At 71.7% G+C, this 24,215-nt stretch carries 23 protein-coding genes and 2 tRNA genes; 12 read left to right on the top strand and 13 right to left on the bottom strand.

Annotated features, from left to right (window positions below; translation table 11 throughout):
- Positions 1 to 3 precede the first annotated feature (3 nt).
- Together GPA02_RS09185 and GPA02_RS09180 are read right to left on the bottom strand one after the other, a co-directional pair.
- Entirely contained in the window at positions 4 to 1,305 is a 1,302-nt protein-coding gene (locus GPA02_RS09185; protein ID WP_156199614.1) for a TetM/TetW/TetO/TetS family tetracycline resistance ribosomal protection protein, read from the bottom strand.
- On the bottom strand, positions 1,248 to 1,967 hold the full coding sequence (locus GPA02_RS09180; RefSeq protein ID WP_156199613.1) for a GTP-binding protein: 720 nt from the start codon (positions 1,965 to 1,967) through the stop codon (positions 1,248 to 1,250). The genes GPA02_RS09185 and GPA02_RS09180 overlap by 58 nt, the downstream gene beginning before the upstream one ends.
- Positions 1,968 to 2,191: 224 nt before the next feature.
- On the opposite strand from GPA02_RS09180, the gene GPA02_RS09175 reads away from it, so the two are divergent.
- From GPA02_RS09175 to GPA02_RS09160, 4 genes are all read left to right on the top strand, one after another.
- Positions 2,192 to 2,274: transfer RNA gene (locus tag GPA02_RS09175), tRNA-Ser, on the top strand.
- 699 nt (positions 2,275 to 2,973) lie between these two features.
- Positions 2,974 to 3,870 (top strand): MetQ/NlpA family ABC transporter substrate-binding protein, encoded by an 897-nt coding sequence (locus GPA02_RS09170; RefSeq protein ID WP_156199612.1) that lies wholly within the window; start codon positions 2,974 to 2,976, stop codon positions 3,868 to 3,870.
- Positions 3,870 to 4,949 (top strand): methionine ABC transporter ATP-binding protein, encoded by a 1,080-nt coding sequence (locus tag GPA02_RS09165; protein ID WP_156199611.1) that lies wholly within the window; start codon positions 3,870 to 3,872, stop codon positions 4,947 to 4,949. The genes GPA02_RS09170 and GPA02_RS09165 overlap by 1 nt, the downstream gene beginning before the upstream one ends.
- Entirely contained in the window at positions 4,942 to 5,601 is a 660-nt protein-coding gene (locus GPA02_RS09160; RefSeq protein WP_156199610.1) for a methionine ABC transporter permease, read from the top strand. Before GPA02_RS09165 ends, GPA02_RS09160 begins: the two co-directional genes overlap by 8 nt.
- Positions 5,602 to 5,605: 4 nt before the next feature.
- Here the strand turns inward: GPA02_RS09160 and GPA02_RS09155 are convergent, their stop codons facing one another.
- The 5 genes from GPA02_RS09155 to GPA02_RS09135 form a co-directional block, all read right to left on the bottom strand.
- Complete coding sequence (locus tag GPA02_RS09155; protein WP_156199609.1) at positions 5,606 to 6,625, bottom strand: glycine betaine ABC transporter substrate-binding protein; 1,020 nt, start codon at positions 6,623 to 6,625, stop codon at positions 5,606 to 5,608.
- Positions 6,625 to 7,395, bottom strand: a complete 771-nt coding sequence (locus tag GPA02_RS09150) for an ABC transporter permease (protein WP_156199608.1) — start codon at positions 7,393 to 7,395, stop codon at positions 6,625 to 6,627. The genes GPA02_RS09155 and GPA02_RS09150 overlap by 1 nt, the downstream gene beginning before the upstream one ends.
- The gene (locus GPA02_RS09145; protein ID WP_156199607.1) at positions 7,388 to 8,638 is read right to left on the bottom strand and encodes an ATP-binding cassette domain-containing protein; all 1,251 of its coding nucleotides are present in this window, start codon (positions 8,636 to 8,638) and stop codon (positions 7,388 to 7,390) included. Before GPA02_RS09145 ends, GPA02_RS09150 begins: the two co-directional genes overlap by 8 nt.
- Positions 8,631 to 9,272, bottom strand: coding sequence for an ABC transporter permease (locus GPA02_RS09140; protein WP_156199606.1), 642 nt, complete (start codon positions 9,270 to 9,272; stop codon positions 8,631 to 8,633). The genes GPA02_RS09145 and GPA02_RS09140 overlap by 8 nt, the downstream gene beginning before the upstream one ends.
- A gap of 339 nt (positions 9,273 to 9,611) precedes the next feature.
- The gene (locus GPA02_RS09135; protein ID WP_156199605.1) at positions 9,612 to 10,856 is read right to left on the bottom strand and encodes a glycosyltransferase; all 1,245 of its coding nucleotides are present in this window, start codon (positions 10,854 to 10,856) and stop codon (positions 9,612 to 9,614) included.
- 85 nt (positions 10,857 to 10,941) lie between these two features.
- On the opposite strand from GPA02_RS09135, the gene GPA02_RS09130 reads away from it, so the two are divergent.
- A tRNA-Ser gene (locus tag GPA02_RS09130) sits at positions 10,942 to 11,030 on the top strand.
- A gap of 241 nt (positions 11,031 to 11,271) precedes the next feature.
- On the opposite strand, the gene GPA02_RS09125 is transcribed toward GPA02_RS09130, so the two are convergent.
- Entirely contained in the window at positions 11,272 to 12,357 is a 1,086-nt protein-coding gene (locus GPA02_RS09125) for a glycoside hydrolase family 88 protein (RefSeq protein ID WP_162457737.1), read from the bottom strand.
- A gap of 143 nt (positions 12,358 to 12,500) precedes the next feature.
- Here GPA02_RS09125 and GPA02_RS09120 point away from each other — a divergent pair, with 143 nt between their 5' ends.
- Genes GPA02_RS09120 through GPA02_RS09095 form a run of 6 tightly spaced genes read left to right on the top strand, consistent with a single transcriptional unit; the run spans position 12,501 to position 18,122 of the window.
- Entirely contained in the window at positions 12,501 to 13,196 is a 696-nt protein-coding gene (locus tag GPA02_RS09120; protein WP_156199601.1) for a FadR/GntR family transcriptional regulator, read from the top strand.
- Positions 13,193 to 14,107, top strand: coding sequence for a dihydrodipicolinate synthase family protein (locus GPA02_RS09115; RefSeq protein ID WP_156199600.1), 915 nt, complete (start codon positions 13,193 to 13,195; stop codon positions 14,105 to 14,107). Before GPA02_RS09120 ends, GPA02_RS09115 begins: the two co-directional genes overlap by 4 nt.
- A 23-nt stretch (positions 14,108 to 14,130) precedes the next feature.
- Entirely contained in the window at positions 14,131 to 15,459 is a 1,329-nt protein-coding gene (locus GPA02_RS09110; RefSeq protein WP_156199599.1) for an ABC transporter substrate-binding protein, read from the top strand.
- 16 nt (positions 15,460 to 15,475) lie between these two features.
- Positions 15,476 to 16,438, top strand: a complete 963-nt coding sequence (locus GPA02_RS09105) for a carbohydrate ABC transporter permease (protein WP_156199598.1) — start codon at positions 15,476 to 15,478, stop codon at positions 16,436 to 16,438.
- On the top strand, positions 16,435 to 17,289 hold the full coding sequence (locus GPA02_RS09100) for a carbohydrate ABC transporter permease (protein WP_156199597.1): 855 nt from the start codon (positions 16,435 to 16,437) through the stop codon (positions 17,287 to 17,289). Before GPA02_RS09105 ends, GPA02_RS09100 begins: the two co-directional genes overlap by 4 nt.
- Positions 17,290 to 17,309: 20 nt before the next feature.
- A complete protein-coding gene (locus GPA02_RS09095; protein ID WP_204986551.1) occupies positions 17,310 to 18,122 on the top strand; it encodes an aldo/keto reductase in 813 nt (270 codons plus the stop codon).
- Between the two features lie 130 nt (positions 18,123 to 18,252).
- On the opposite strand, the gene GPA02_RS09090 is transcribed toward GPA02_RS09095, so the two are convergent.
- Entirely contained in the window at positions 18,253 to 18,459 is a 207-nt protein-coding gene (locus GPA02_RS09090) for a hypothetical protein (RefSeq protein ID WP_156199595.1), read from the bottom strand.
- A gap of 164 nt (positions 18,460 to 18,623) precedes the next feature.
- On the opposite strand from GPA02_RS09090, the gene GPA02_RS09085 reads away from it, so the two are divergent.
- On the top strand, positions 18,624 to 19,427 hold the full coding sequence (locus GPA02_RS09085; RefSeq protein WP_204986550.1) for a helix-turn-helix transcriptional regulator: 804 nt from the start codon (positions 18,624 to 18,626) through the stop codon (positions 19,425 to 19,427).
- Between the two features lie 34 nt (positions 19,428 to 19,461).
- Here the strand turns inward: GPA02_RS09085 and GPA02_RS09080 are convergent, their stop codons facing one another.
- The 4 genes from GPA02_RS09080 to GPA02_RS09065 form a co-directional block, all read right to left on the bottom strand.
- Entirely contained in the window at positions 19,462 to 20,472 is a 1,011-nt protein-coding gene (locus GPA02_RS09080; RefSeq protein ID WP_156199594.1) for an NAD-dependent epimerase/dehydratase family protein, read from the bottom strand.
- Between the two features lie 93 nt (positions 20,473 to 20,565).
- Positions 20,566 to 21,990 (bottom strand): FAD-dependent monooxygenase, encoded by a 1,425-nt coding sequence (locus tag GPA02_RS09075; protein WP_156199593.1) that lies wholly within the window; start codon positions 21,988 to 21,990, stop codon positions 20,566 to 20,568.
- A gap of 211 nt (positions 21,991 to 22,201) precedes the next feature.
- Positions 22,202 to 23,221 carry a LacI family DNA-binding transcriptional regulator gene (locus tag GPA02_RS09070; RefSeq protein WP_156199592.1) on the bottom strand — a complete coding sequence of 340 codons (1,020 nt, stop codon included), beginning with the start codon at positions 23,219 to 23,221 and terminating at the stop codon, positions 22,202 to 22,204.
- A gap of 33 nt (positions 23,222 to 23,254) precedes the next feature.
- A complete protein-coding gene (locus GPA02_RS09065) occupies positions 23,255 to 24,214 on the bottom strand; it encodes a glycoside hydrolase family protein (RefSeq protein ID WP_156199591.1) in 960 nt (319 codons plus the stop codon).
- Position 24,215: the final 1 nt, after the last annotated feature.

Genomic DNA, 24,215 nt, shown 5'->3' with positions numbered 1-24,215 from the left:
GGGTCAGGTCCGCCCGGCCGTGCGGGCCCGCCACCCTGCCCGGACCGGGGGCTCCCCGACGACCGGTTGGTAGCCGTCGAGGTCCCACTCCAGGGTGCCCTCGCCGCCGGTGAGGTCGGGCAGCTGGTGCTGGAGCGCGTGCAGCCGGGCGGCGACCAGCCGAGCCTCCAGCCGGGCGAGCCCGCCCGCGCTCGTCTGGCGGGTGATGCCCGCGCCCCAGCGGGCCAGCAGCCGGTTGAGCGTGGGGGCGTCGGCGAGCGGGACCTCGAGCCGGATCCGCAGCACCGGCTCGCACACCCGGGTGCCGGCTCGGTCCAGCGCCTCGCGGGCGACCAGCGGCGTGACGTTGCGGTAGTCGGAGGCGGTGCTCGTGGGCCCGCGGCGCGACGGCGGCCCGTCGGCCACGCTGTAGGCGGCCTCGACCAGCGTGACGACGCAGTCGGTGACCGTCCACCCGTACCGCCCGTGCGCGAGCTCCTGCCGCACGTGGCGCTCGATCGTCGCGACGAACGTCTCGGCGCTCTTGTACAGGTACAGCGGCATGTCGCGCGCCGGCACCTGTGAGACGAGCCGCAGCCCCGAGCCCGGCGGGGCGGGCTCCAGACGCGGCCCGATCGTCGCCTGGTACGGGTTCTCCTCGGTGTTGAGGCGCAGCACCGCCTCGCCCGCCCGGCGCGGCCGCTCGACGTGGAGCACGCCCGCCTCGGAGAACGCGACGTCGATGCCGTGCTCCTCGGCCAGGGTCGTCGCGAGCACCTCCTGCTGGACGCGGCCGTAGAGGGAGACGGTCGGCCGACCGTCGTCGTCGACCCGCGCGGCGATCAGCGGGTCGGAGTCGGCGAGCTGGAGCAGGGCGGCGCGCAGCGCGGGCCGCTGGGCCGGCCGCACGGCCTCGACCGACGCCTCCAGGGTGGGCGGGGCGAACACCGCGGTGGTCGTGCGCCGGTGGGGGCCGAAGGTGTCGCCGACCCGCACGGCGGCGAGGCCGTGCAGCCGCCCGACCTGGCCCGCGGTGACCGCGGGGGTTCGCACCCAGGCGCCGCCGTCGAAGGTCTCGGTGGCTGCGATCGTGGCGTGACGCCCCTCGCCTAGGACGATGCGGTCCCGCGGCCGCACGGCGCCGCCGAACATCCGGACGTAGGCGATCTTCTCACCCGCGCCGCCCCGCTCGATCTTGAAGACCGTGCCCGACGGCGGCCCCTCCGTCGCGGGTGAGATCGCCGGGAGGTAGGTCACGATCCCGGTCATCAGCTCCGCGACGCCGGCGCCGGTCGCGGCCGAGCCCGCGTACACCGGGTGCAGCACGCCGGCGCGGGTCTGCGCGATCGCGACCCGCTGGAGGTCGGCTGCGCTGCGCTCGCGGCCCTCGCGTAGGCCGCGAGCACGCCGTCGTCGTGCTCGGCGAGCGCGAGCGTCTCGCGCTCCTGGAAGGCGGGGTCCTCGCGCGCGAAGCCGGCGAAGGACGCTGCGGCCGAGCCCAGCCCGACCGGTGTGCCGGTGACGAGCACGTCGGGCGTGAGGCGGCTGCGGACCTGCTCGAGGACGCGGGCGACGTCGGCGCCCGCGCGGTCGATCTTGTTGACGAACAGCAGGGTGGGGATCCGCTGGCGCTGGAGCGCGCGCATGAGGATCCGGGTCTGGGGCTGCACCCCCTCGACGGCCGAGAGGACCAGGACCGCGCCGTCGAGCACCCCGAGCGCGCGCTCGACCTCGGCGATGAAGTCCGGGTGGCCGGGGGTGTCGACGACGTTGACGGTGATGTCGTCGACCTGCAGCGCGACGACGGCGGCCTTGACCGTGATGCCGCGCCGTCGCTCGACGGCGAGGCTGTCGGTGCGGGTGGTGCCGGAGTCGACCGAGCCGGGCTGGTCGATGACCCCTGCGAGGTGCAGGAGCCGCTCGGTCAGGGTGGTCTTACCGGCGTCGACGTGGGCGAGGATGCCCAGATTGAGCGAACGTGCGGGCACGCGTGATCCCTTCGAGGTGGCGGAGCGGGACGAGGGCGTGCGTCGCTCGCATCGCTGTGCCTCCAGTCGGGATCGGGTGCGGGATCGGGAGCCGGGTCCGCGTGCTGGGTCCGGTGGTCGGCGACGCTACCCACCGGGTGCGCGCGGGAGCCACGGGGTTTCCCGCGGTCCGCAGCCCGACGCGGGTGCGCCACAATGGGTGCCGCCCGGCCTCGGCCGGGTACGGAGGGTTGACAGAGCGGCCGAATGTGGCGGTCTTGAAAACCGCTGAGGGAAACCTCCGGGGGTTCGAATCCCCCACCCTCCGCCGAGGAGGCGCGCTGGTCACAGGACGCGGCCGGGCGCGCACCGGCCCAGGTGCGGTACAGCGGCCCCACCGCCAGCCACCAGGCGCCGAGCTCGTACCGGGGTGCCCAACTCGTACGGTGCACGCTACGAGCTGGGCGCTGGCGTACGAGCTCGCCCACCCGGACCACAGGGGCAGGGCCGAGGGCAGGTGGGGGCCAGGGGACCAGCCCATGCGGTCCCGGTGCCGAGTTCGTGCGTCCGTGCCGAGCTCGAGCCGGGCCCGGCCCGAACTCGGCACGACCGCACGAACTCGGCGAGGACAGGGGACCGGTGCGCGCACCGCGGCGGAGCGGTCGGTGGGGCGCGGGGTGGGCGTGCGCGCCGCACCGGACGGGGCCCACCCGGGCTTCCACCCGGCGAGTTCGTGCGTCCGTCCCGAGCTCGTGCCGGGCCCGGCCCGAACTCGGCGCAACCGCACGAACTCGGCCACGACGGAGGGCCGGTGCGGTCAGCCGGTCCGCCAGGCCGTCCTGGGTGCTGGTTCCAGGATCTGAGACACCCCCGCCGTCCGACGGCTCAGGCCTCGGACCCGGGCGAGAGTAGGGCCGTCGCCGGGGCGGTGACGCGCTCTGGTGCGCACCGGCCCCGGCGTCGGCATGTCAGGCCCCGTGACGGCGACCCCGCCTGGGCGCCGTCCCATCGATCCAGGAGAACCACCATGAACGCACGCCGCAGCACGATCGTCACCGCGACCGCCGTCGGGGCGATGCTGCTGATGTCGGCGTGCGGCGGTGGTGGCGGCAGCGACGCCGAGCTCGGCACCGAGGAGAACCCGGTCCAGCTGGGCGTCGTCGGCGCGAGCGAGCCGTACTGGGCCGTCTACGAGGAGGCGGTCGAGGCCGAGGGCATCGCGATCGACATCATCGACTTCACCGACTACAACCAGCCCAACCCGGCGCTGAGCGAGGGCGAGCTGGACGTCAACCAGTTCCAGCACATCATCTTCCTCGCCAACTACAACGTGCAGGCCGGTGACGACCTCGTGCCGATCGGCTCGACGGCGATCTACCCGCTGGGGCTGTACTCGACCCAGTACGACAGCGTCGAGGACATCCCCGACGGCGCCGAGGTCGCCGTCCCCAACGACGACACCAACCAGGCGCGCGGGCTGCTCATCCTGCAGCAGGCCGGGCTCATCACGCTCGCCGACGGCGGCAGCCCGTTCTCGACGGTCGCCGACGTCGACGAGGCCGCCTCCCGCGTCACGGTGACGGCGCTCGACGCCGCCATCACGGCGTCGTCGCTGCCCGACGTCGCGGCCGCGATCATCAACAACGACTTCATCGCCGACGCCGACCTCACGCCCGAGGACGCCATCGCGCAGGACGACCCGACCGACCCCTCGGCGTTCCCGTACATCAACATCTTCGCGACGACGGCCGACAACGCCGACGACGAGGTGCTCGCCCAGCTGGTCGAGATCTACCAGAACACCCCCGAGGTGCAGGAGGGCGTGCTGGAGGCCGCCGGCGGCGCCGCGGTGCTCACCCAGACGCCCGTCGAGGACCTGCAGGCCAGCCTCGACGAGGTGCAGGCGGAGATCGAGTCGCGCTAGTGCCCCACATCAGCCTGGTCGACGTCACCAAGACGTTCCCCGCGCGGCGGCGCGGGGAACGTCCGGTGACGGCCGTCGACGGCGTCACCCTCGACGTCGAGCGGGGTCAGGTCTACGGGATCATCGGCTACTCCGGCGCGGGCAAGTCCACCCTCGTGCGGCTCGTCAACGGCCTCGAGCCGGTGACGTCGGGCTCGGTGCTCGTCGACGGCGTCGACATCACCACGCTGCGCCCGCGCGAGCTGCGCCGGGTGCGGCAGGGCATCGGCATGGTGTTCCAGCGCTTCAACCTGCTGCGCTCGCGCACGGTGGCGCGCAACGTCGCCTACCCGCTGGAGGTCGCCCGGGTCCCGCGCGCGCAGCGGCAGGCGAAGGTCGCCGAGCTGCTGGAGTTCGTCGGGCTCACCGAGCACGCCGACGCCTACCCCGAGCAGCTCTCGGGCGGGCAGCAGCAGCGGGTCGGCATCGCGCGGGCGCTCGCCGCCGACCCGAGCATCCTGCTCGCCGACGAGGCCACCTCCGCGCTCGACCCCGAGACCACCGAGGAGGTGCTCTCGCTGCTGGGCCGGGTGAACTCCGAGCTCGGCGTGACGATCGTCGTCATCACCCACGAGATGGAGGTCGTCACCCGGATCGCGCACCGGGTCGCGGTCATGGAGGCCGGCCGCGTCGTCGAGGAGGGCCCCACCTACGACGTGTTCACCGCGCCCCGCACCGAGACCGCGAAGCGGTTCGTGCGGACCGTGGTGCGGGCGCTGCCGGAGGGCGAGGAGCTCGCCGCGCTGCGCGCCCGCCACGAGGGCCGCCTGCTCACGATCTCCTTCACCGACGAGGCCGCGTCGCAGGCGCGCGTGTTCGGCGCGCTCGCCCGTGCCGGGGTGGACTTCCACCTCGTGCACGGCGGCGTCGACGACATCCAGGGTCGCGTCTACGGGCTGCTGACGATCGCCGTCGACGGCGACGACGCGGCCATCCGAGACGCGCTCGCCCAGGTCGGCCCCGGCGTCACGGTCACCGAGGCGACCGCCGAGCCCGCCGAGCCCGCCGGCCCCGCCGAGGGAGGTGAGCGCGATGGATGAGGTCGTCGAGATCCTCCCGGACCTGCTCGAGCAGACCGGGATCATGCTGCAGATCGTCGGGCTCGGCATGCTCTTCGGCGGCGCCGGCGGGCTCGTCGTCGGCACTGCCCTCTACGTGACCCGGCGCGGCGGCATCCTCGCGCAGCCGGTCGTGTGGTGGCTGCTGAACACCCTCGTCAACGTGTTCCGGCCGATCCCGTTCATCATCTTCATCGCGGCGCTGCAGCCGCTGGCGAGGGTCGTCGTCGGCAAGGGCATCGGCACCGACGCGGCGATCTTCGCGATCGCGCTCGCGGCGACGTTCGGCATCGCGCGCATCGTCGAGCAGAACCTCGTCGCGCTCGACCCCGGCGTCATCGAGGCGGCCCGCGCGATGGGCGCGGGGCCGTGGCGGATCATCCGCACGGTCGTGCTGCCGGAGGCGCTCGGGCCGCTGATCCTCGGCTTCACGTTCGCGGTCATCGCGGTCGTCGACATGTCCGCCGTCGCCGGCCTCGTCGGTGGCGAGGGCCTGGGCAACTGGGCGATCACCTACGGCTACCGGCAGTACAACCCTGTGGTGACGTGGTCGGCGCTCGCGGTGATCGTCGTCATCGTGCAGCTGATCCAGGTGCTCGGGAACACGCTGGCGCGCAAGGTGCTGCGCCGCTAGCACCTCAGGGTTCGGTGACCAGCCCCAGCTCGAGCATGAAGTCGAACGCGACGTCGGCCGGCATCTCGCCGCCCTCGTCGACCCGCAGGTTGAGCTCGCGCATCCGCTCGTCGGTCAGCTCGTCGCTCAGCATCGTGAGGATCTCCTCGAGCTGGGGGTAGGTCTCGAGCGTCTCGGTGCTGACGACGGCGGCCCCGTTGTAGGCGGGGAAGTAGCCGAGGTCGTCCTCGAGGACGACGAGGTCGAGGCTGTCGATGCGGCCGTCGGTCGTGAACACCTCGCCGAAGTTGCAGGTGCCGCGGTCGGTCGCGGTGTAGACGGCGCCGGTGTCGAAGATCCGGATGTTGTCGTCCGGCACGCCGTCGGAGGCGCCGCGCGGGATCCCGTAGGTCTCGAGCATCGGCCCGAGACCGTCGGCGCGGGAGTTGAACTCGGCCTCGACGCAGAAGGTGCGGTCCTCGACGGGCAGCTCGGTGATGTCGCTGAGCGTCGAGATGCCGCCGAGCTCCTCGACGGCCTCGGCGCGCACCGCGAAGGCGTAGGTGTTGTTGAGCGGCGCCGGCGGCAGCCAGGTGAGGCCGTTCTCGGCGTCGGCGTCGCGGACCGCCTCCCACTGCTCCTGCTGGTCGGGGATGCCCTCCTCCTGGCCGAGGTAGGTGAGCCACGCGGTGCCCGTGTACTCGATCGTCACGTCGGCCTCGCCGGAGAGCATCAGCTCCCGCACCGGCACGCTGCCGGGCACGTTCGTCAGGTCGGTCACGGTGAAGCCGGCGGCCTGCAGCGCGATGACGACCATCTTCCCGAGGATGAGCTGCTCGGTGAAGTTCTTGCCGGTGACCGTGATCGACGCGCCCTCGGGCAGGTCGGGGATCTCCTCGATGAGGCCGGGTGCGCTCTCGGGCGTGTACGCCGTCGCGGGCTGCAGGCCGCAGGCCGCGACCAGGCCGACGCCGAGGAGCGCCAGGCTCGCGCCCCAGCGGCGCCGGCGGGTGCCGGTCCGGGTGGGCGGTGTCGTCGTCGTCATCACATCCCCTTCGGGCGGGCGACGTGCTCGACGACGCGGCCGACCCAGTCGATCAGGAGGGCGAGCAGGGCGGTCATCACGGCACCGGTGACCAGCACCCGCAGCTCGTACAGGTTCACGCCGGTCGTGATCAGCAGCCCCAGCCCGCCGCCGTTGATGAAGCTGGCGAGCGCCGCGGTGCCGACGAGCAGCACCAGCGCGGTGCGCACGCCCGCGAGCATGACCGGCACCGCCAGCGGCAGCTCGATGCGGAACAGCACCGCGCGGGCGGTCATGCCCATGCCGCGGCCGGCCTCGACGAGCCGCTGGTCGACGCCGCGGATACCGATCATCGTGTTCCCGAGCACCGGCAGCGCGGCGTAGAGCACGAGCGCGATGATCGCGGCCCAGAAGCCGTTCGGCAGGAACGGCGCCGCGGCGATGAGCACGATGAGGCCGACGGCGGGGGCAGCCTGCCCGAAGTTCGCGACCGCGAGCACCGGGCCGGCGGCGCGGCGCATCGGGCCGCGGGTGAGCAGCACCCCCAGCGGCACCGCGATCGCGAGCACGATGACGGTGCTGACGGCGGTGAGCCACAGGTGCTGCCCGAGCAGCTGCAGCAGCGAGTCCGGGTTGAGCGTCTCCCGCTCGACGGCGGTGAGGTCGGCGGTGACCAGCCAGATCACGAGCGCCGCGCCCGCCGCGAGCAGGGCGGCGACCTGAACCAGCAGCGGCCGCCAGGGGCGGAGCGCGGAGTCGGCGGCGGTGGGTTCGGCGAGCGCCTCAGCCATCCTGCGCCACCTCGTCGCCGGTGCCGTCGTCGCTGCCCGCGTTGGTGCCGACCGGGGCGTCGGCGAGGTCGTCGCTCGCGCTGGCGCGCACCGCGCGGATCGCGTCCATGACCTCCTCGATCGTGATGACGCCGGCGAAGGCGCCGCGACGGCCGGTGACCAGGGCCGCGCCGGCGTTGGAGACGAGCATCTCGTCGAGAGCGTCGTTGAGCGTCGCGCCGGAGCCGATGACGGGGGTGCGCTCGTCGGCCTCGGCGGGGATCGTCGCCATCCGCGACAGCGCGCGGCGCGACGGCCACGACAGCGGGCGGTCGCGCTCGTCGAGGACGACGACGTGCCCGTGCCCGGCCTTCTCGACCTTCGCGAGCACCTCGGCGGCGTCGTCGCCCGGGCGGGCGGTGATCGCCTCCTTGAGGTCGACGTCGCGCACCCGCTGCAGCGCGAGCTGCTTGATGCCGGCGCCGGAGCCGATGAACGACTCGACGAACTCGTCGGCGGGCTCGGCGAGGATCCGCTCGGGGGTGTCGTACTGGACGATCTGGGCGCCCTCGCGGAAGACGACGATCCAGTCGCCGAGCTTGACCGCCTCGTCGAAGTCGTGGGTGACGATGACGATCGTCTTGCGCAGCTCCTGCTGGATGCGGATGAGCTCGTCCTGCAGCCGCTGCCGCGTGATCGGGTCGACGGCGCCGAACGGCTCGTCCATGAGCAGCACCGGCGGGTCCGCGGCGAGCGCACGCGCCACCCCGACGCGCTGCTGCTGCCCGCCCGAGAGCTCCTTGGGGTAGCGGTCGCGGTAGGTGTCGGGGTCGAGCGAGACGAGGTCGAGCAGCTCGGTGGTGCGGTCGGCGATGCGCTGGGCGTCCCAGCCGAGCATCTTCGGCACGATCGCGATGTTCTGCGCCACCGTCATGTGCGGGAACAGGCCACCGGCCTGGATGACGTACCCGATCCGCCGGCGCAGCTGGTCGCCGTCGATCGCCGTGACGTCCTCGTCGCCGAGGACGATCCGGCCCTCGGTCGGCTCGATGAGCCGGTTGATCATCTTCAGGGTCGTGGTCTTGCCGCAGCCGGACGGCCCGACCAGCATGACGACCTGACCGGCCGGGATCTCGAGCGTGACGCCGTCGACCGCGGGGGTCGACTGCCCGGGGTAGCGCTTGGTGACGCCCTCGAGGCGGATCGACTTGCCGGTGATCTGGCTCTCGTCGCGGTCCTCCGCGACGGCGGTGGTCTCAGGCACGGATACCTTTCGGGGTGGTCAGCCGCCCGAGGGCGACGAGGGCGAGGTCGAGGACGAGGGCGAGCAGGATCACGCCGACGACGGCGGTGACGATCGACTCCGTGGCGCCGGCGCCGCCCATGCGGGACAGGCCCTGGAAGATGAAGCCACCGAGGCCGGGGCCGAGCACGTAGGCGGCGACCGCGGCGACGCCCATGACCATCTGGCCGGAGATGCGCACGCCGGAGAGGATCACCGGCCAGGCGATCGGCAGCTCGACCTGCCAGAACGTGCGGAACCTGCTCATGCCGATGCCGCGCGCGGACTCCACGAGGGCACGGTCGACCCCCGCGAGCCCCACGACGGCGTTTCGCAGCACCGGGAGCATCGCGTAGAAGACGACGACCACGACCGCCGGTGCCACGCCGAACCCCAGCGGCGCCACCATGAGGCCGATCAGCGCGAACGAGGGGATCGTGAGGCCGATCGCGGTGACGCCGTTGGCGAGCGAGCTGGCGGTGCCGTTGCGGTAGACGAGGGCGGCGATGCCGACCCCCAGGACGGTCGCGATGACCAGCGACTGCGCGACCAGGCTCAGGTGCTGGACCGAGGCGAACGCGATCTCGTCGAAGCGATCGCCTACGAACTCCCACATGCGTGTACTGACCCCATCGGTTGCGTATCTGTCGGTCTCGTTCGGTCGCGTCTCGGCGATGTCGCCGTGCGCGACTCGCGCGTCCGACGGCCACAGCACGGTATCGATCAGGTCAAGGACTGTCCATCCGAGTGCCGGGGGTCGGGGACGAAACGGTTCGATCCGGGTGGCGGGCGCCGTCGGGGTCGGGGGGAAGGCCGATGGGTCGCCGAGTTCGTGCCGTCGTGCCGAGTTCGGGCCGGGCACGGTCCGAACTCGGGAGAACCGCACGAGCTCGACGACGGGGGCCGGACCTCGGCTCCGCGGCGGGCGGGGGTGTGTCGGGTGAGGGGAGGGGTGTCAGCGCAGGACGGTCGTGCCGAGCACCTCGAGGGCGCGCGCGACGCCGTCCTCCTTCCGGGCTCGGGCGGCGAGCTCGGTGGCGCGCGCCCGGGCGGCGGTGGCGGCCGCGAGCTCGCGCATCCGGGTGGCGAGGGCGGCGACGGTGAGACGGTTGAGCGGCAGCGGCGCGGGGCCGAGGCCCTCCTCGTGGACGCGGCGACCCCAGTAGGGCTGGTCGGCGATGTGTGGCACGGCGGTCTGCGGGACACCGGCGAGGAGGGCGGTGTGGGTGGTGCCGGCGCCGCCGTGGTGGATGACGCCGGCGACCCGGCGGAACAGCCATGAGTGCGGTGCGTCGCCGATGCCGAAGGCGTCGCCGTCGGGGCCGAGCAGGTCGGTGCCGGAGAGCAGGAGCCGGACACCGGCGGCGCGGGCGGCGGCGACGGCGACCTCCCGGATGCGCTCCGGCTGCACGATCGACAGGCTGCCGAAGCCGAGGTAGAGCGGCGGGTCGCCGCCGTCGAGGAAGGTCGCGAGGTCGGCGGGCGGCGAGTAGCCGTCGGGCTCCTCGATGCTCCAGGGGCCGGTGACGGTGACAGTGCTCGGCCAGTCGGCCGGGGTGGGCACGAGCACGGGGCTGGCCCCGAGGACGGCGGGGACGGTGCCGAGGGTGCGCAGGAAGCCGCGGGGGCCGGTCTCCGGCATGCCGAGCTCGCGGCGCACGATCTGGCCCGCCTGGGTGATGGACCGGGAGAGCAGCCAGTGGCCGATGCGGGTGCGGGAACGGTTGAAGACGCTGGTGCGGGGGTTCTGGGCGGTGAGGCCGGCGCGGCCGTCGGCGGTGGGGTGGAACGGGCACAGCAGCGCGGTGGCATGGGCGGCGCCGTCGTGGGCAGCGATCGAGGCGATGGCGTCGACGGTGAGGATGCCGCTGATGAAGAGGTCCGCCGTCCCGCGCAGGGCGAGGAGCCCGTGGGCGAGGGATTGTGCGAGCTCGGTGTAGACGCGGCGCATGTGGCGCAGCTCGCGGAAGGGCCGGCCGGCGGAGTCGACGATCCACGCCCGCCCCGCCTCGGTGCGCATCTGGTCGGCGATCGAGACCTCGAAGGCCGTGAAGCCGAGCCCGTGGTCGGTGACGAGGGATCGGGCGTCGACCGACGCAGCCACCGTCACCTCGTGCCCCGCCGCCGCCAGCCCCTGCGCCAGCGGCACCAGCGGCTGCACGTCGCCGCGCGAACCCCCGGCCACCACCGTCACCCGCATGCCCGCCACGATAGGAGCCGGTCGGCTCGCCGCCCAGAGGCGCTTTGCCCGTCGCGCCAGACGTTGGGTACCCTAGGTACCGCTAGGAGACGTCGCATAGTCAGGTCTAGTGCGCATCCCTGCTAAGGATGTGAGCCCGCAAGGGCTCCGTGGGTTCAAATCCCACCGTCTCCGCCGAAGAGGTCGAGCCCGCCCCGCGATTGTCGGGGCGGGCTCGATGTCGTTGGGCACCTGACAACGGGCGGGATGTGGGAGGAGCCAAGCGGCCTGCGACGGACGAGCCGGCCGCTGTGCGACGGCGTCCCACCGTCTCCGCAGCGAAGCCCCGGTTCCCTGATGGAAATCGAGGCTCTTCGTTGCAGGACGCGGGTCCCCACGTGGCGGCTCGGCGTCCGGGGTGGGCGGACGCAGCACGTCACGCGAGGGCGTACAACCCCTCCCCGCCGCTGGCCTGCACCAGCGCTTCGAGGTAGAAGTAGTCGCCCCACGCCGTGGACTCACGGAGGCCGCGACCGGCCGGGTAGTGGTAACAGCTGTACTCGATGAGACCCTGCTGACCCTTGCGAGCGTCGGTAACAGCTGCTTCGGTGACGAGAGAGGTGAGCGACTTCAGCGCCTTGCCCCGCACCTCGTTCCGCGTCGTCTCGGCCACCGTGCTGTCACGCGTCAGGTACAGCGCGCCGGAGACCGCGATCGCGGTAGCTGAGGCGTCGGGGATCGTGTCCGCTCCCTGCGGCATCACGAAGTCCCACGGCGCGAGGCCTGACGGCAGGCTGTTGTCGAAGAAGCGCAGGGCGAGCTCGGCCGCTCGAGTGGCGTAGTCGGGCTCGTCGAGGTGATGCGAAGCGAGAGCGAGCCCGTAGATCGCCCATGCCTGCGCCCGCGCCCACGCGGAATCGTCGTGCGCGCCCTGGAGCGTCGTGCCGCCGATCGGCTCTCCAGTGTCTGGCTCGAGCTCGAACGCGTGGTAGAGCCAGCCATCGGCTCGCGCGAGATGGCGGACCGAGGTGTGCACATGTGCCCGAGCGACCTCGAGATACCGTGCCTCGCCGCTCGCTCCGTACGCCCAGTAGAGCAACGGGACCGTCATCAGGGTGTCGGCGATGAATCGCCCGGGCGGGCCGTCGTTTCCTGCGGCCCACGGCGTCGCGATGCCGGATGAGTCCGACCAGCCGTGCGCGCGGATGAACCCGCCTACCTCGTTGAACCGACCGGCAAGGATGTCGGCAGCACGTAGCGCAACCGCCCGTGCAGCGTCGTCGTCGGTCCGCCGTGCCGCCACCGCCGCGCCGAGGAAGTACTGGAACCCGGCATCGTGATCGAGACGGCCGGCGCGCTCGTCGAGGTACGCCGCCAAGCGCTGCTGCGCATGCGCTGCGCCCTCCATCAGTGCCGCCTCCGGACGCACGCTGTCCGCCAGGTGGAGCTGGCCCGGCCAGAACCCCGCCGACCATGGCAGCTCCTCCTGCGGCGACGTGGCGTAGACGAGGTTCTCGCTCACGTACGGGAAGCATGCTCGAAAATCCGCCAGGCCCAGGTGGATGTGCTCGAGGGCACGGTCGATGGCGTCGTCGACTGCGACGGATACTTGACACATAACTGATATCTCATATCCAATAGCCCCGACACGTCAAGGGAGGACATGTGAGGCAGCCGCTGTCACAGCAGGCCGAGAGCCGCATCCGAGAGCTGATTCTGGAGCGTTCGCTGCGGCCGGGGGACCCGCTGCCCTCGGAGGGTGAGATCGCTCGGTTGCTCCAGATGAGCAAGCCCTCGGTTCGTGAGGGTGTCCGCCGCCTCGAGACTCTCGGTGTCGTCGAGGTGCGCCACGGCCTCGGTTTGTTCGTCGGGACCCTCTCGCTGGACCCGATCGTCAAGCACCTTCCCTACACCCTCGCGGCCGACAACGTCCCCCTCGCCGAGCTGCTTCAGGTCCGCCAGTCGCTGGAGTCCGGACTCATCGCCGACGTGATCCCGCTCAGCACCCCGGCCTGGCTCGACCGGCTGGACGGTCTCGTGGAGCGGATGCACGAGACCGCCACCGAGGCAGGCGTCGACCCCGCCGTCGACCAGCAGTTCCATCTCGCGTTGTTCGAGCCGCTCGGCAACCGCCTCGTGCTGCAGCTGATCGACGTGTTCTGGCAGGCCTTCACTCGCGCTTCGGAGAGCCAACCGCGCACCGCACGCCACACGGCCGACGATCACGCCGCGATCGTCGACGCTGTTCGCGCGCAAGACCCGGTCGCCGCAGCACGCGCGGTCCGCGAGCACTTCGCCGATATCGAGATGGCGGTCGGCACCCCGGCTCAGCTCCAGTCGCAGCAGGAGGCGGCCTCATGATCCCGGCCGGCGTCTTCGCCGCCACGCTCGTCGGATATGCCGACGACGGCGCTCTCGACCTCGATCGGACCGGGGCGCATTACGCCCGGCTCCGTGAGCGGGGTATCGACGGCCTGTTCGTCGGCGGGACGACAGGTGAGTCGTTCCTGCTCGATCGTGACGAACGAGCCGCGATCATCGAGCACGCCGACGCCACACTGGGCGACTTCCCCTGGATCGCGCACGTGGGGTCGATGGACACCACTGCGACGATCGAGCTCACCCGTCTGGCTGACCAGACGGGCGCGGCGGCGATCGCGGTGATCACGCCCGTCTACTTCGCGCTCTCGGCCCGCGAGCACGCAGAGCACTTCCGCGCCGTCGGGCGCGAGACGAGCAAGCCGTTGATCGCCTACCACATCCCGGCGCGCTCGGGCGTGCAGCTCGGTCCGGACTTCTTCGCCGACCTCGCCGCGGAGGGCGTTCTCGCGGGCCTCAAGTACTCCTCGACCGACCTGTACCCGATGGTCGAGGTGATCCGCCGTGCTCCCGAAGGCTTCGCCGTCTACAACGGCTCCGACGAGGTCCTGACCGGTGGGCTAGCACTAGGTGCGATCGGCGGGATCGGATCCACCTACACCGTGCTTCCGGAGACCTACGCGGCCATCTATGCAGCCGCGGCGGCCGGAGACCTGACCGCAGCGCGCGCGCACCAGGTTCAGGCGAACACGCTGGTCGAACAGCTGCAGCGCCACAACTTCCTCGCATTCCTGCGCGCACTCATCGAACGCGACGGCGTCGACCTCGGCCCCAGCCGCGCACCGCTGCTCGCTCTCGACGAGGACGAGGCCGCCGAGGTGCGCGAGTGGGCGCAGCGCCACGCCGACCTCCTAGCCGCCGGCCCGCGATCGCCAGCCACAACCACGACCTGACCACAGACCATCAGGGAGGAACGATGATGTCCCACACCCGACGTTTTTCACGCCGTCAAGCACTGATGATCGGCGTCGCGGGAGGCGCCGCGACCCTGACCGCCTGCACCGGAGGCGGGCTGGGTGACGGCAGCTCGCAGAGCGACGATGAAGGTGGGGACGGCTCGGGCGGCTCGCTCGAGATCGTCTGGCCCGGTACGTCCGATCCGGAGATCGCCGTCGCCGAGGAGTTCGGTGCCGCGATGGCCGAGCAGGGCATCGAGATCGAGTTCAACTTCCTGTCCTGGGCCGACATGCAGCAGCAGCTGGCCGTCCGGATCCAGGCCAATGATGTCCCGGACATCACGATGACGCAGGACGTCACCGACCTGGTCGGGCTCGGAGCGCTGGAGCCGCTCGAGGGCTACCTCGAGGACTCGGCGGTCGACACGACCTTGTTCAGCCCTGGTTCCCTGGAGTACTCCACGATCGACGGCAAGCTGTACTCCCTGCCCTACCTGGCGCAGGCGTTCACCCTGATCGTGAACGAGCCGATGCTCGCCGAGGCGGGCTTCGCGCCGGAGGAACTCCGGACATGGGACGACGTCGTCGCGGCTGCGGCCGCGATGACCGACGGCGACCGGTACGGCTTCGCCTGCCCGCTCGGCAACCCTCGGTTCGCCTTCCGCGTGCCTCTGACCATGGGGTACTCGAACAACCTCAACCTCGGCGACCCTGACCCGGCCGCCGAGCAGCGGTGGTTGGAGCTGCTCGACCACCTCGTGGCACTCCAGCCCTACCGCCCGGCGGCGGATGTCGCCTGGGACTACCCGGAGATGTGGCAGGCGTTCGCGAACGGGCAGGTGGGCATGATCGTCGCGGGGACGTACTTCTCGGCGAACGTCCAGCCGCTCAACCCCGAGGCGCTCGAGACAGCCGTCAGCATGCCCTACCCGGCAGGCCCGTCGGGCGAGGCGCTGGCACCGGTCTCCAATGCCGGTTATGCGATCTTCTCCGGCTCCTCCAACAAGGAGCTCGCCTGGACGGTGCTCCAGGAGCTGGCGAGCCCGGAGTGGACCGCGCGACTGGCCGCCGTGGTCAACACGCCGGCGCGAGCCGACGTGACCATCGACGACATGGCCGATGCGGTCGCCGAGGTGTATCCCGACGCCGTCGAGGGCCGTCTCACCCAGCTCGAGAACGACATGGCGGTGATCCAGACGAGCGGGACTCCGCTGAAGCAGATCGTGGGGCAGCCCGAGATGGAGGCCGAGGTGCAGGAGGTCCTGCTCGACCTCCTCGACGGATCGATCGAACGAGACGAGGCCTACGGCCTGCTGATCGAGCGGCTCGGCGCGATCGCCGACGGCTGACCGGGAGACACACGTCATGACCGAGGCCGTCAGCGCAGCGATCGGCACCGGAGGTCGCGGTGCCGGCCGGGTACGCGGCAGGACGGGCGCGTGGATGCGCGGACAGGGTTTCTGGCTCGCGCTGATGTCGCCGGTGCTGCTGTTCCTGATCGTCACCCAGTTCTGGCCGCTCGTCGACACGAGTCGGATCAGCGTGTTCGACTACCAGCCGACCCGCTCGCCCGACAGCACCTTCGTCGGGGTCCAGAACTACGTCGACCTGTTCGTCAACGACCGCAGGTTCTGGATCATCACCCGGAACAGCTTTCTGTGGATGCTCGGCTCGACCGCGGTCCAGGTCGTCGTGGGCACTGCGGGGGCGCTGGTGCTGAACATGAACCTGCGGCTCCGTGGGCTTTGGCGCGGTCTGATGATGGTGCCGTGGGTGACCCCGGTCGTGGTCGTCGCGATCATCTGGCGGTGGATGTTCGACGGCGGCGAGAACGGCCTCGTCAACTATTACCTCGGTCAGGCTGGACTGCTCTCCGACCCGCTCGTGTGGCTGAGCTCCGACGTATGGGTCTGGCCGGTCGTGCTGCTCGCCTCCACCTGGAAGGGCACGCCGTTCGTCATCCTGCTGGTTCTCGCTGGGCTGCAGTCGCTTCCCGGTGAGCTGATCGAGTCTGCTCGCGTAGACGGTGCCGGGGCGTTCAAGCGGTTCCGGTACGTGGTGCTCCCGCACCTGCGTCCCACGCTCGCGGTGACCACGCTCATCGCACTCGTGACGGTGTGGTTCAAGTTCGAGCTGATCTGGGCGCTCACGACCGGAGGGCCGGCGTTCGCGACGACGATCTTGCCGATCTACGTGTTCACACAGGCGTTCCGCGACTTCAACTTCGGGATGGCCGGCGCGGTGGCCACGATCGCGATGCTCACGCTGCTGACGGTCGTCGGTGTGCTCGGGCTTCTCACCCGGCTTCGTAAGGAGGGCTCCTCGTGAGCGACGTCCGCGTGCGGCGCGCGGTCGCCTCGGTCGCGGGCCGCTACAGCGCGGTCCTCGCCCTGATGCTGTTCCTGCTGCTACCGGCGATCTGGCTGGTGCTGTCCTCGCTGCGGCCGAACCGCGAGATCTTCACCTCCATGCCGTCGTGGTCTTTCCTGGGGCTCACGCTCGACAACTACGAGTGGGCGCTGTCGGAACGCGGCATGGGCATGGTGCAGCTGTTGGCCACCACCTTGTTCGTGTGTGCGGCAACGGCCGTCCTGACGGCCGTGTTCGCCATGCTCGCAGGGTACGGCCTCGCGCGCTACCAAGGGGTCGGGGCCCGCGCCGCGGTGGTCATCCTGCTGCTGGCGCAGATGATCCAGGGCCCGATGATCTTGATCCCGTGGTACTCCGTCACCGCGCAGCTGGGTTTGCTCAACACCCGGACCGTGCTGATCCTGATCTACCAGACGATCACCCTGCCGGCTGCGGTCTGGCTCATGTCGAGCTTCTTCCGGCGCATCCCGCAAGAGCTGGAGGAGGCGGCAGCGATCGACGGCGCAGGCCGGCTGCGCACCCTGGCTCAGGTGGTGCTGCCGATCGCGATGCCTGGGGTCGCCGCAGTGACGATGTACGCCTTCATCCTGGCGTGGAACGATTACCAGTACGCACTGACGCTGACCTCGAGCCGGACCACCAAGACGGTGCAGGTGGGCATCGCCCAGGTCATGGAGAGCCTCGGCGCGACGAACTGGGGCGGGATCATGGCCTCAGGGGTGCTCGCGATCGTGCCCGTGGTCATCGTGTTCGCGCTGGTCCAGAAGACCTTGATCTCCGGACTGACCGCGGGAGCGGTCAAGGGATGAGCAGTATGGTCCGACACCCGATGGTGACCCTGTCCTCCGGCACGCAGGTGCCCATGACCTCGTTCGGGACGTCGCAGCTGCGCCCGGACGAGGTGCGCCCGGCGATCGCGGCCGCCGTTGCCGCCGGGTACCGGCTGGTGGACACCGCGGCCAGCTACCGCAACGAGATCAGCGTGGGCGAGGCGATTCAAGCGCTGCCCGAGGCGGACGAGGTGATGGTCTCGACCAAGATCCGCGGCCCGGCGCATGGCTATGACTCCACGATCCGTGCCGCGCACGAGAGCATGGAACGGCTGCAGCGCCAGCATCTCGATGTGCTGCTGATCCACTGGCCGCTACCAACGGTCGACAGATACGTCGACACCTGGCGTGCGCTGCAAACCCTTCGTGACGAAGGCCTCGTGAGCACGATCGGTGTGTCGAACTTCCTTCCGGAGCACCTGCAGCGCCTGTACGAGGAGACCGGCGAGTGGCCTGCGCTCAACCAGATCGAGTGCCACCTGCAGAACTGGCGGCGCGAGGAGGTCGCCTTCCACGCCTCGACCGGCATCCGTACCCAGGCGTGGAGCCCGCTGGCCAAGGGCGGGGACGTGCTCGAGCACGAGGCAGTGCTCGCCGCCGCTCGCCGGACCGGGCGTACCCCGGGCCAGGTGGTGCTGCGGTGGCACGTCCAGCGCGGTGTCCTGCCCGTACCGAAGTCAGCCACGCCCAGCCGGATCGCTGAGAATGCCGCGATCACCGACTTCGAGCTCACTGATTCGGAGATGACCTCGTTCGAGGTCCTCGACGTGGGGATCTGGCTCGGCCCGGACCCCAGGACTCACGTGGAGTAGTCGGCGCATGAGTCGATCCTGACCCCCTTCGTTTCCCGCGCCCGCGTGGCGAGTGACCTCAGGGTGGCGGGAGGCGTGGAGCGTGGTGCGCGGCTGCGCATCCCGTACCTGCCGGCGAGGTCGCCGGCACCTACACGCGCGTGATACCGGACCCGGTCGAGGCGACGTGGAGCGGCCCGTCGCACACCACCGTGCGCGTCTCGCCCTCGGTGCCACCTCCGAAGGACGGCGGCGCTGAGCACCCAGAGAGCGCGAGCGCGAGGGCGAGGACGAGCTCGGCGACGAAGCCGACGCGCATGCCGCCGGTGCGTGCTGCGGGCGTGGGGGTGAGTGCCATCGGAGCTCCCCTCCTGGATAGCGATCTTCGGTCTCGCGCGGATCGGCGAGCCGTGCTCACGACTGTGCGGCGGCACCCACGACGTCGACCATTCGCATCGGTGCGTATTCCGCTCGGGGACCCGCGGGTCTACCGTCAAGGGATCGCAGGCGACGGGAGCGATCGTGAACGGCAGCCAGCTCCGCGAGGGCGACGCGGACCAGATGATGCGGGTGATCGCCGACGCCCATCACGACGACCCCGGCGCGGGGATGCCGTGGGCACTCCTCGAGGGACTCGCGCAGCTGATCCCCTCCGACTCGATCAGCTACCAGCACCACGACGTCGCCGGCCGGTCCACGCTCGCGATCCAGGGGGTCGACGACGCACTGACCCGCTCCGGGCCAGACCGCGACACGCTTCCCACCGAGGAGGAGTCGGAGCCGTTCTGGGACCTCTTCTGGCAGGCGCCGTGCTCGTGGCCGCAGCGCAGCGGCGATCTCCGCACCGTGATCATGCTGACGGACTTCCTGCCCACGAGGCGCGAGCAGCTCGCCGACCCGACGCTGCGCGAGGTGCATACCGACGTCCGGCACGAGCTGATGCTCTCCCTGCCCGCGGAACCCCGGCACGCGCGCCGGATCATCTTCGTCCGCACCGACGACGCGCCGTTCGCCGAGCGCGACCGGCAGGTCGTCTCGCTGATGCGCCCCTACGTGCACGAGCTGTGGCTCGACGCCGAACGACGACGAGGCGCTGCGCCGCGGCTCTCCTCACGGGAGTGGGAGGTCCTGGTGCTCGTCGGCGGCGGCCTGACCCACGCCGAGGTCGCCGACGTCCTGTTCATCTCGCCCGCGACGGTCCGCAAGCACATGGAGCACGTCCGAGAGCGGCTGGGAGTGCACTCCGCCGCGGCTGCGGCGGCGCTGGCGCTCCCGTTCGCGCCGCCCCTGCGCCCCGATCGGGTCGTGGCGGAGCTCCGCTCCTGACCGGTCCTGCCGGCGACGGCGCTGCCGGCAGCTGCTACGACCCGAACCGAGCCACCAGCCGCCCGAGCGCGGCGTCGACATCGGGGTCCACGACCTTCCGCCGCTCGTCGGCGTCGTACCAGGCGATCACCTCGGCGGCGCCCTGCCAGTAGCGGGTGGTCGCGGTGTACTCCGGCACCAGCGCCTTGATCTTGCTGTTGTCGAAGACGACCGAGTGGACCTTGTCGCCCACGAGGCCGTCGCGCTCGTGGGGCAGCTCGGTGCCGATGACCCACCCAGGGAGCGGGACGAGCGTCGGCTCCGGGGCGCCGGCGGCCCGGGCGAGGATGCGGGTGATCTGCGCCCAGGTGAGCACCTCGTCGGAGGTGATGTGGAAGGTGTCGCCCACCGCACGGCGGTCGCCGAGCAGGCCCACGAACGCCACCGCGAAGTCGCGGGTGTGGGTCAGCGTCCACAGCGACGTGCCGTCGCCGAGCACCGGCACCGGGAGTCCGCGGCGCATCCGGTCCACCGCCGTCCAGCCGCCCGGGATCGGGATGCTGCGCTCGTCGTAGGTGTGGCTCGGCCGCACGATCGTCACCGGGAAGTCCCGTTCCCGCCACGCCCGCACCAGCAGCTCCTCGCTCGCGATCTTGTTCCGCGAGTACTCCCAGTGCGGGTTCTTCAGTGGCGTCGACTCCGTGATCGGCAGCCGCTCCACCGGCTTCGCGTATGCCGACGCCGAGGAGATGTACACGTACTGGCCCACCGCGCCGTCGAAGATCTCGACGTCGGCCGCCGCCTGCTCGGGCGAGAACGACCGGAAGTTCACGACGACGTCCCACTCCTGGCCCGCCACCGCCGCCCGGATCGAGTCGGGGTCGCCCGCGTCGCCGACCAGGCTCCGCGCCCCCACGATCGGGGGCCGGGCGTCCGGGGCGTCCGACGACGCCGAGACGCCCCGGTTCAGCAGCGTCAGGTCGTGACCCCGCTCGATCGCCAGGCGGCTCGACGCCGCGCTGATCGTGCCGTTGCCGCCGATGAACAGGATCCGCAACGCTGCCATGCGCGCCACCCTAGCCAGCCTGCCGCCACCACGGACCCGCCCTCACCGACCAGGCCTCGGATGCCTCGGATGCCGCGACGCCGCGGGCCCCGGCTAGCGAGCGCCTGCAGGCTCCCCGAACCACCGCCGCATCGCGTCGTCGAGCGCGCCGTCGCCCGCCCAGACGACGTGCCCGTCCGGGCGGAGCAGCAGCGCCTCGGCGTCGACCTCCTCGGCGGAGTCGACGACGTGGTCGACCCGGTCCTCCCACCCAGCCGTGGAGAGCTGCCCGGCGGGGTCGAGCAGCAGGCCGCGGCCCTCGTGCATGAGCTCGTACAGCCGCCGCCCGCTCGCGAGCGGGCGGTCGCGCTGGCGGCGTCCGAGCAGGTCCGGGCCCTCGCCGACGTCGTAGCGGATCCCGGTCGCCGTCACCAGCTCCATGAGGTGCCGCGTGACACCCGGGATGTCCATGAGGTGCGACAGCAGGCGGCGCACGGCCTGCGGCCCGGGCTCGAGCCGCATCAGCTCCGACTGTGCGCGCGTGTTGTCCAGCACGTCCGCCGCCACCGGCCGGCGCTCGCTCTCGTAGCTGTCCAGCAGGCCGTCGGGTGCCCAGCCGCGCACCTGTGCGGCGAGCTTCCAGCCGAGGTTGAACGCGTCCTGCAGCCCGAGGTTGAGGCCCTGGCCACCGAGCGGGGCGTGCACGTGCGCCGCGTCGCCCGCGAGCAGCACTCGACCCACCCGGTAGCGCTCCGCCAGCCGGGTGGCATCGCCGAACCGGGACAGCCAGCGCGGCGAGTGCGCGCCGAAGTCGGTGCCCGCCACCTCGCGCACGCGCGCGGTGAGCTCTTCGAACGTCGGCGCCACGGCGCTCCCGCTCACGTCCGCCGCGGGCACGACGCCGCGGAACGTCCCCGTCCCGGTCGGCCCGACGCCGAACCCCAGGTTCGTCTGCCGCACCTCGCCCACCACGGCGGCGACCTCCTCGGCGGGCGCGTCGACGTCGAACTCCGCCAGCAGCCACTCGTGCGACGCGGGCTCGCCCGCGAAGTCCACGCCCAGCGCCTTGCGGACCGTGCTGCGGCCGCCGTCGCACGCGACCACCCAGCGAGCCTCGAACGTCCCACCGGACGCGAGCCGGCCGGTGACGGCCTCCTCGGTCTGGTCGAGCCCGACCACCTCGGCGCCGCGTCGGATCACGACGCCGCGCTCGACGGCGTGCTCCAGCAGCAGCCGCTCCACCTCGGTCTGCCGCAGCCCTAGGATGTACGGGTGGGCCGTGTCCAGCTCGGCCGACGGCTTCATGATCCCCGCGAAGTGCACCCCGGTCGGGTAGGTCTGACCCGCCCCGAGGAACCGCTCCAGGATGCCCCGCTGGTCGAGCATCTCCAGGCTGCGGACGTGCAGGCCCAGCCCGCGCACCACCTTCGTCGGCTCCGCATCGCGCTCCAGCACGGCAGCCTCGATGCCGTGCAGCGCGAGCTCCGTCGCCAGCCAGACACCGGTCGGGCCCGCGCCCACGATGGCCACGTCGATCATGCATCACTCCCATTTCCACGTATAAGTTCCGGACATTCTGGACCGGGAAATGGGTCTTGCGGCAAGAGGGGGGTCGATATATATTCTGAAAGAGCAAGAACGACGGCGTTCTTTTCTCTTTCTCTTCCTTTCGGATCCTCTTCTCACGGATCGCGTTCCTGCCATGGGTCGGCACGGCACAGCCGTCGAGCCCGCGAGCCGTGCGGCCGCGCTACCGCGGCGCCGGCCCCACCGACCCCCGCCGCACCACCGGGCACGCGACGAGCTGCTCACCGACCGGGTCGGCGCCGTCGAGCTCGGCGAGGAGGGCGCGTGCGGCGACGCGGCCCATCTCACGGTGGGGGAGCGCCATGGTCGTCAGCCCCGGTGTCAGCTCGGCCGACACCACATAGAGGTCGTCGAAGCCGATGACCGAGAGGTCGTCGGGGATCCGCACGCCGCGTGCCGCGGCGGCGCGGTAGACGCCGATCGCCATCTGGTCGTTGAACGCGAAGATCGCCGTCGGCGGCTCCGCGGAGTCGAGCAGCACGCCCGCCGCGCGCTCGCCGCCGGCCGAGCCGGACTCCTCACGCACGACCAGCGCCGGGTCGGCCGCCAGCCCGTGCCGCGCGAGCACCTCCTGGTAGCCGCGCAGCCGGCGGTCGACGGCGGGGCCGTCGTTGCGGTCGCGCACGAACCCGATCCGCCGGTGCCCCTGCGCCACCAGCTCCTCGACGGCGGTCTCCGCACCCTGCTGCTCGTCGGGCACCACGAAGGTCGTCTCGCCGTCCGCGGGCCGGGAGTCCAGCAGCACCGTCGGCAGCCCGTCGAGCACCGGCGGCAGCGACACCACGCGGTGGTACATCGTCGCGTACAGCGCACCGGCGACCTGCTGCTGGCGCAGCGCCCGCACCGCGTGCTCCTCGAGCGCGGTGTCACCGCCGGTGTTGACGAGCATCAGCAGGTAGCCGGCCCCCCAGGCCGCCTCCTGCGCGCCCTGGATCAGCTGCCCCGCGTACGGCGTGGTCGCGATGACGTCGCTGATGAACGCGAGCGTGCTCGACCGCTGCGTGCGCAGCCCCCGCGCGAGCGAGTTCGGCGCGTACCCGAGCTGCTCGGCGGCCGCCCGCACCCGTTCGCGCGTGTCGTCGGCCACCCGCGCACCCGCGGTGTCGTTGAGGACCACCGACACGGTCGACGGCGCCACACCCGCGAGCTCGGCGACGTCGCGGATCCGGGGTCTCCTCGTCACTGACGGCCCTCCTCGGCTGATCCCGGCCACACTCTAGGACGGCCGGGTCACCGTGATGCTGCCGTCCTCGGCGACGCCCACCGGCATCGGGTCGAGGATCCGACCGCCGAAGCCGCCGTCGGCGTCCACGTGCTCCCACGCCATCAGGTACCAGCACCCGCGGTGCTCTACGAACCGCCCCGCGTACAGGCTCGCGTCGGGGTCGCCCAGCAGGAACCGGTCGCTCTCCAGCCGGAACGGACCCAGCGGCCCGTCCCCGGTGAGCACGTGCGTGCCGCCCTCGGCCACGAACCCCGGCCGCGCGCGCCGGACCGCGCTGTGCTCGGCCGCCGTCAGGCAGAACGCCACCCGCCACGCGCCGCCCAGGTGCACCAGCTGCGGCACCTCGAGGTGGAAGAACTCGCGCGGCTCCGACACCGGCGGCGTCGCCTCCCAGGTGCGCAGGTCGTCGGAGACGGCGTGCCCGATGACACCGCGGCCGTCGAGCGGGCCGTGGTTCGCGCGCGCCGTCAGCAGCATGTGGAAGCGGCCGTCGGTCGGCTCGTGCCAGACCCACGGGTCGCGCCACGCCTCCTCGCGCACCCCCGGGTGCAGCCGCTCGTACCAGCGGTCGTCGGCCTCCAGCAGCAACCCTTGCTTCGTCCAGGTCAGCAGGTCGGGGGAGGTGGCCAGCCCGACGCGCTGCACCGCGCCGCCCTCCGCCGTCGAGACGCCCGTGTAGAACATGTGCCACACGCCGTCGTGACGCATGACGCTGCCCGTCCACGTGGCCAGCGAGTCGAACTCCTCGCCGTCACCGGGTCCGAGCGCGTCCGGCAGCACCTCCCAGCTCCGCAGGTCCCGGCTGACGGCGTGCCCGATCGTGGCGTTGTGGTGCCGCCGGTCGGGGTCGCCGAGCGCGCGCGGCGCCTGCAGGTAGAACACGTGCACGTCGTCGCCGTCGTGGGCGAACCAGAAGTCCCAGACCCAGCGGTCGGGCAGCGCAAGAGGCATG

It is taken from the genome of Actinotalea caeni, assembly GCF_009733795.1.
Taxonomy (GTDB): Bacteria; Actinomycetota; Actinomycetes; order Actinomycetales; family Beutenbergiaceae; genus Pseudactinotalea; species Pseudactinotalea caeni.
This window is presented reverse-complemented; position numbering and strand designations above follow the sequence as displayed.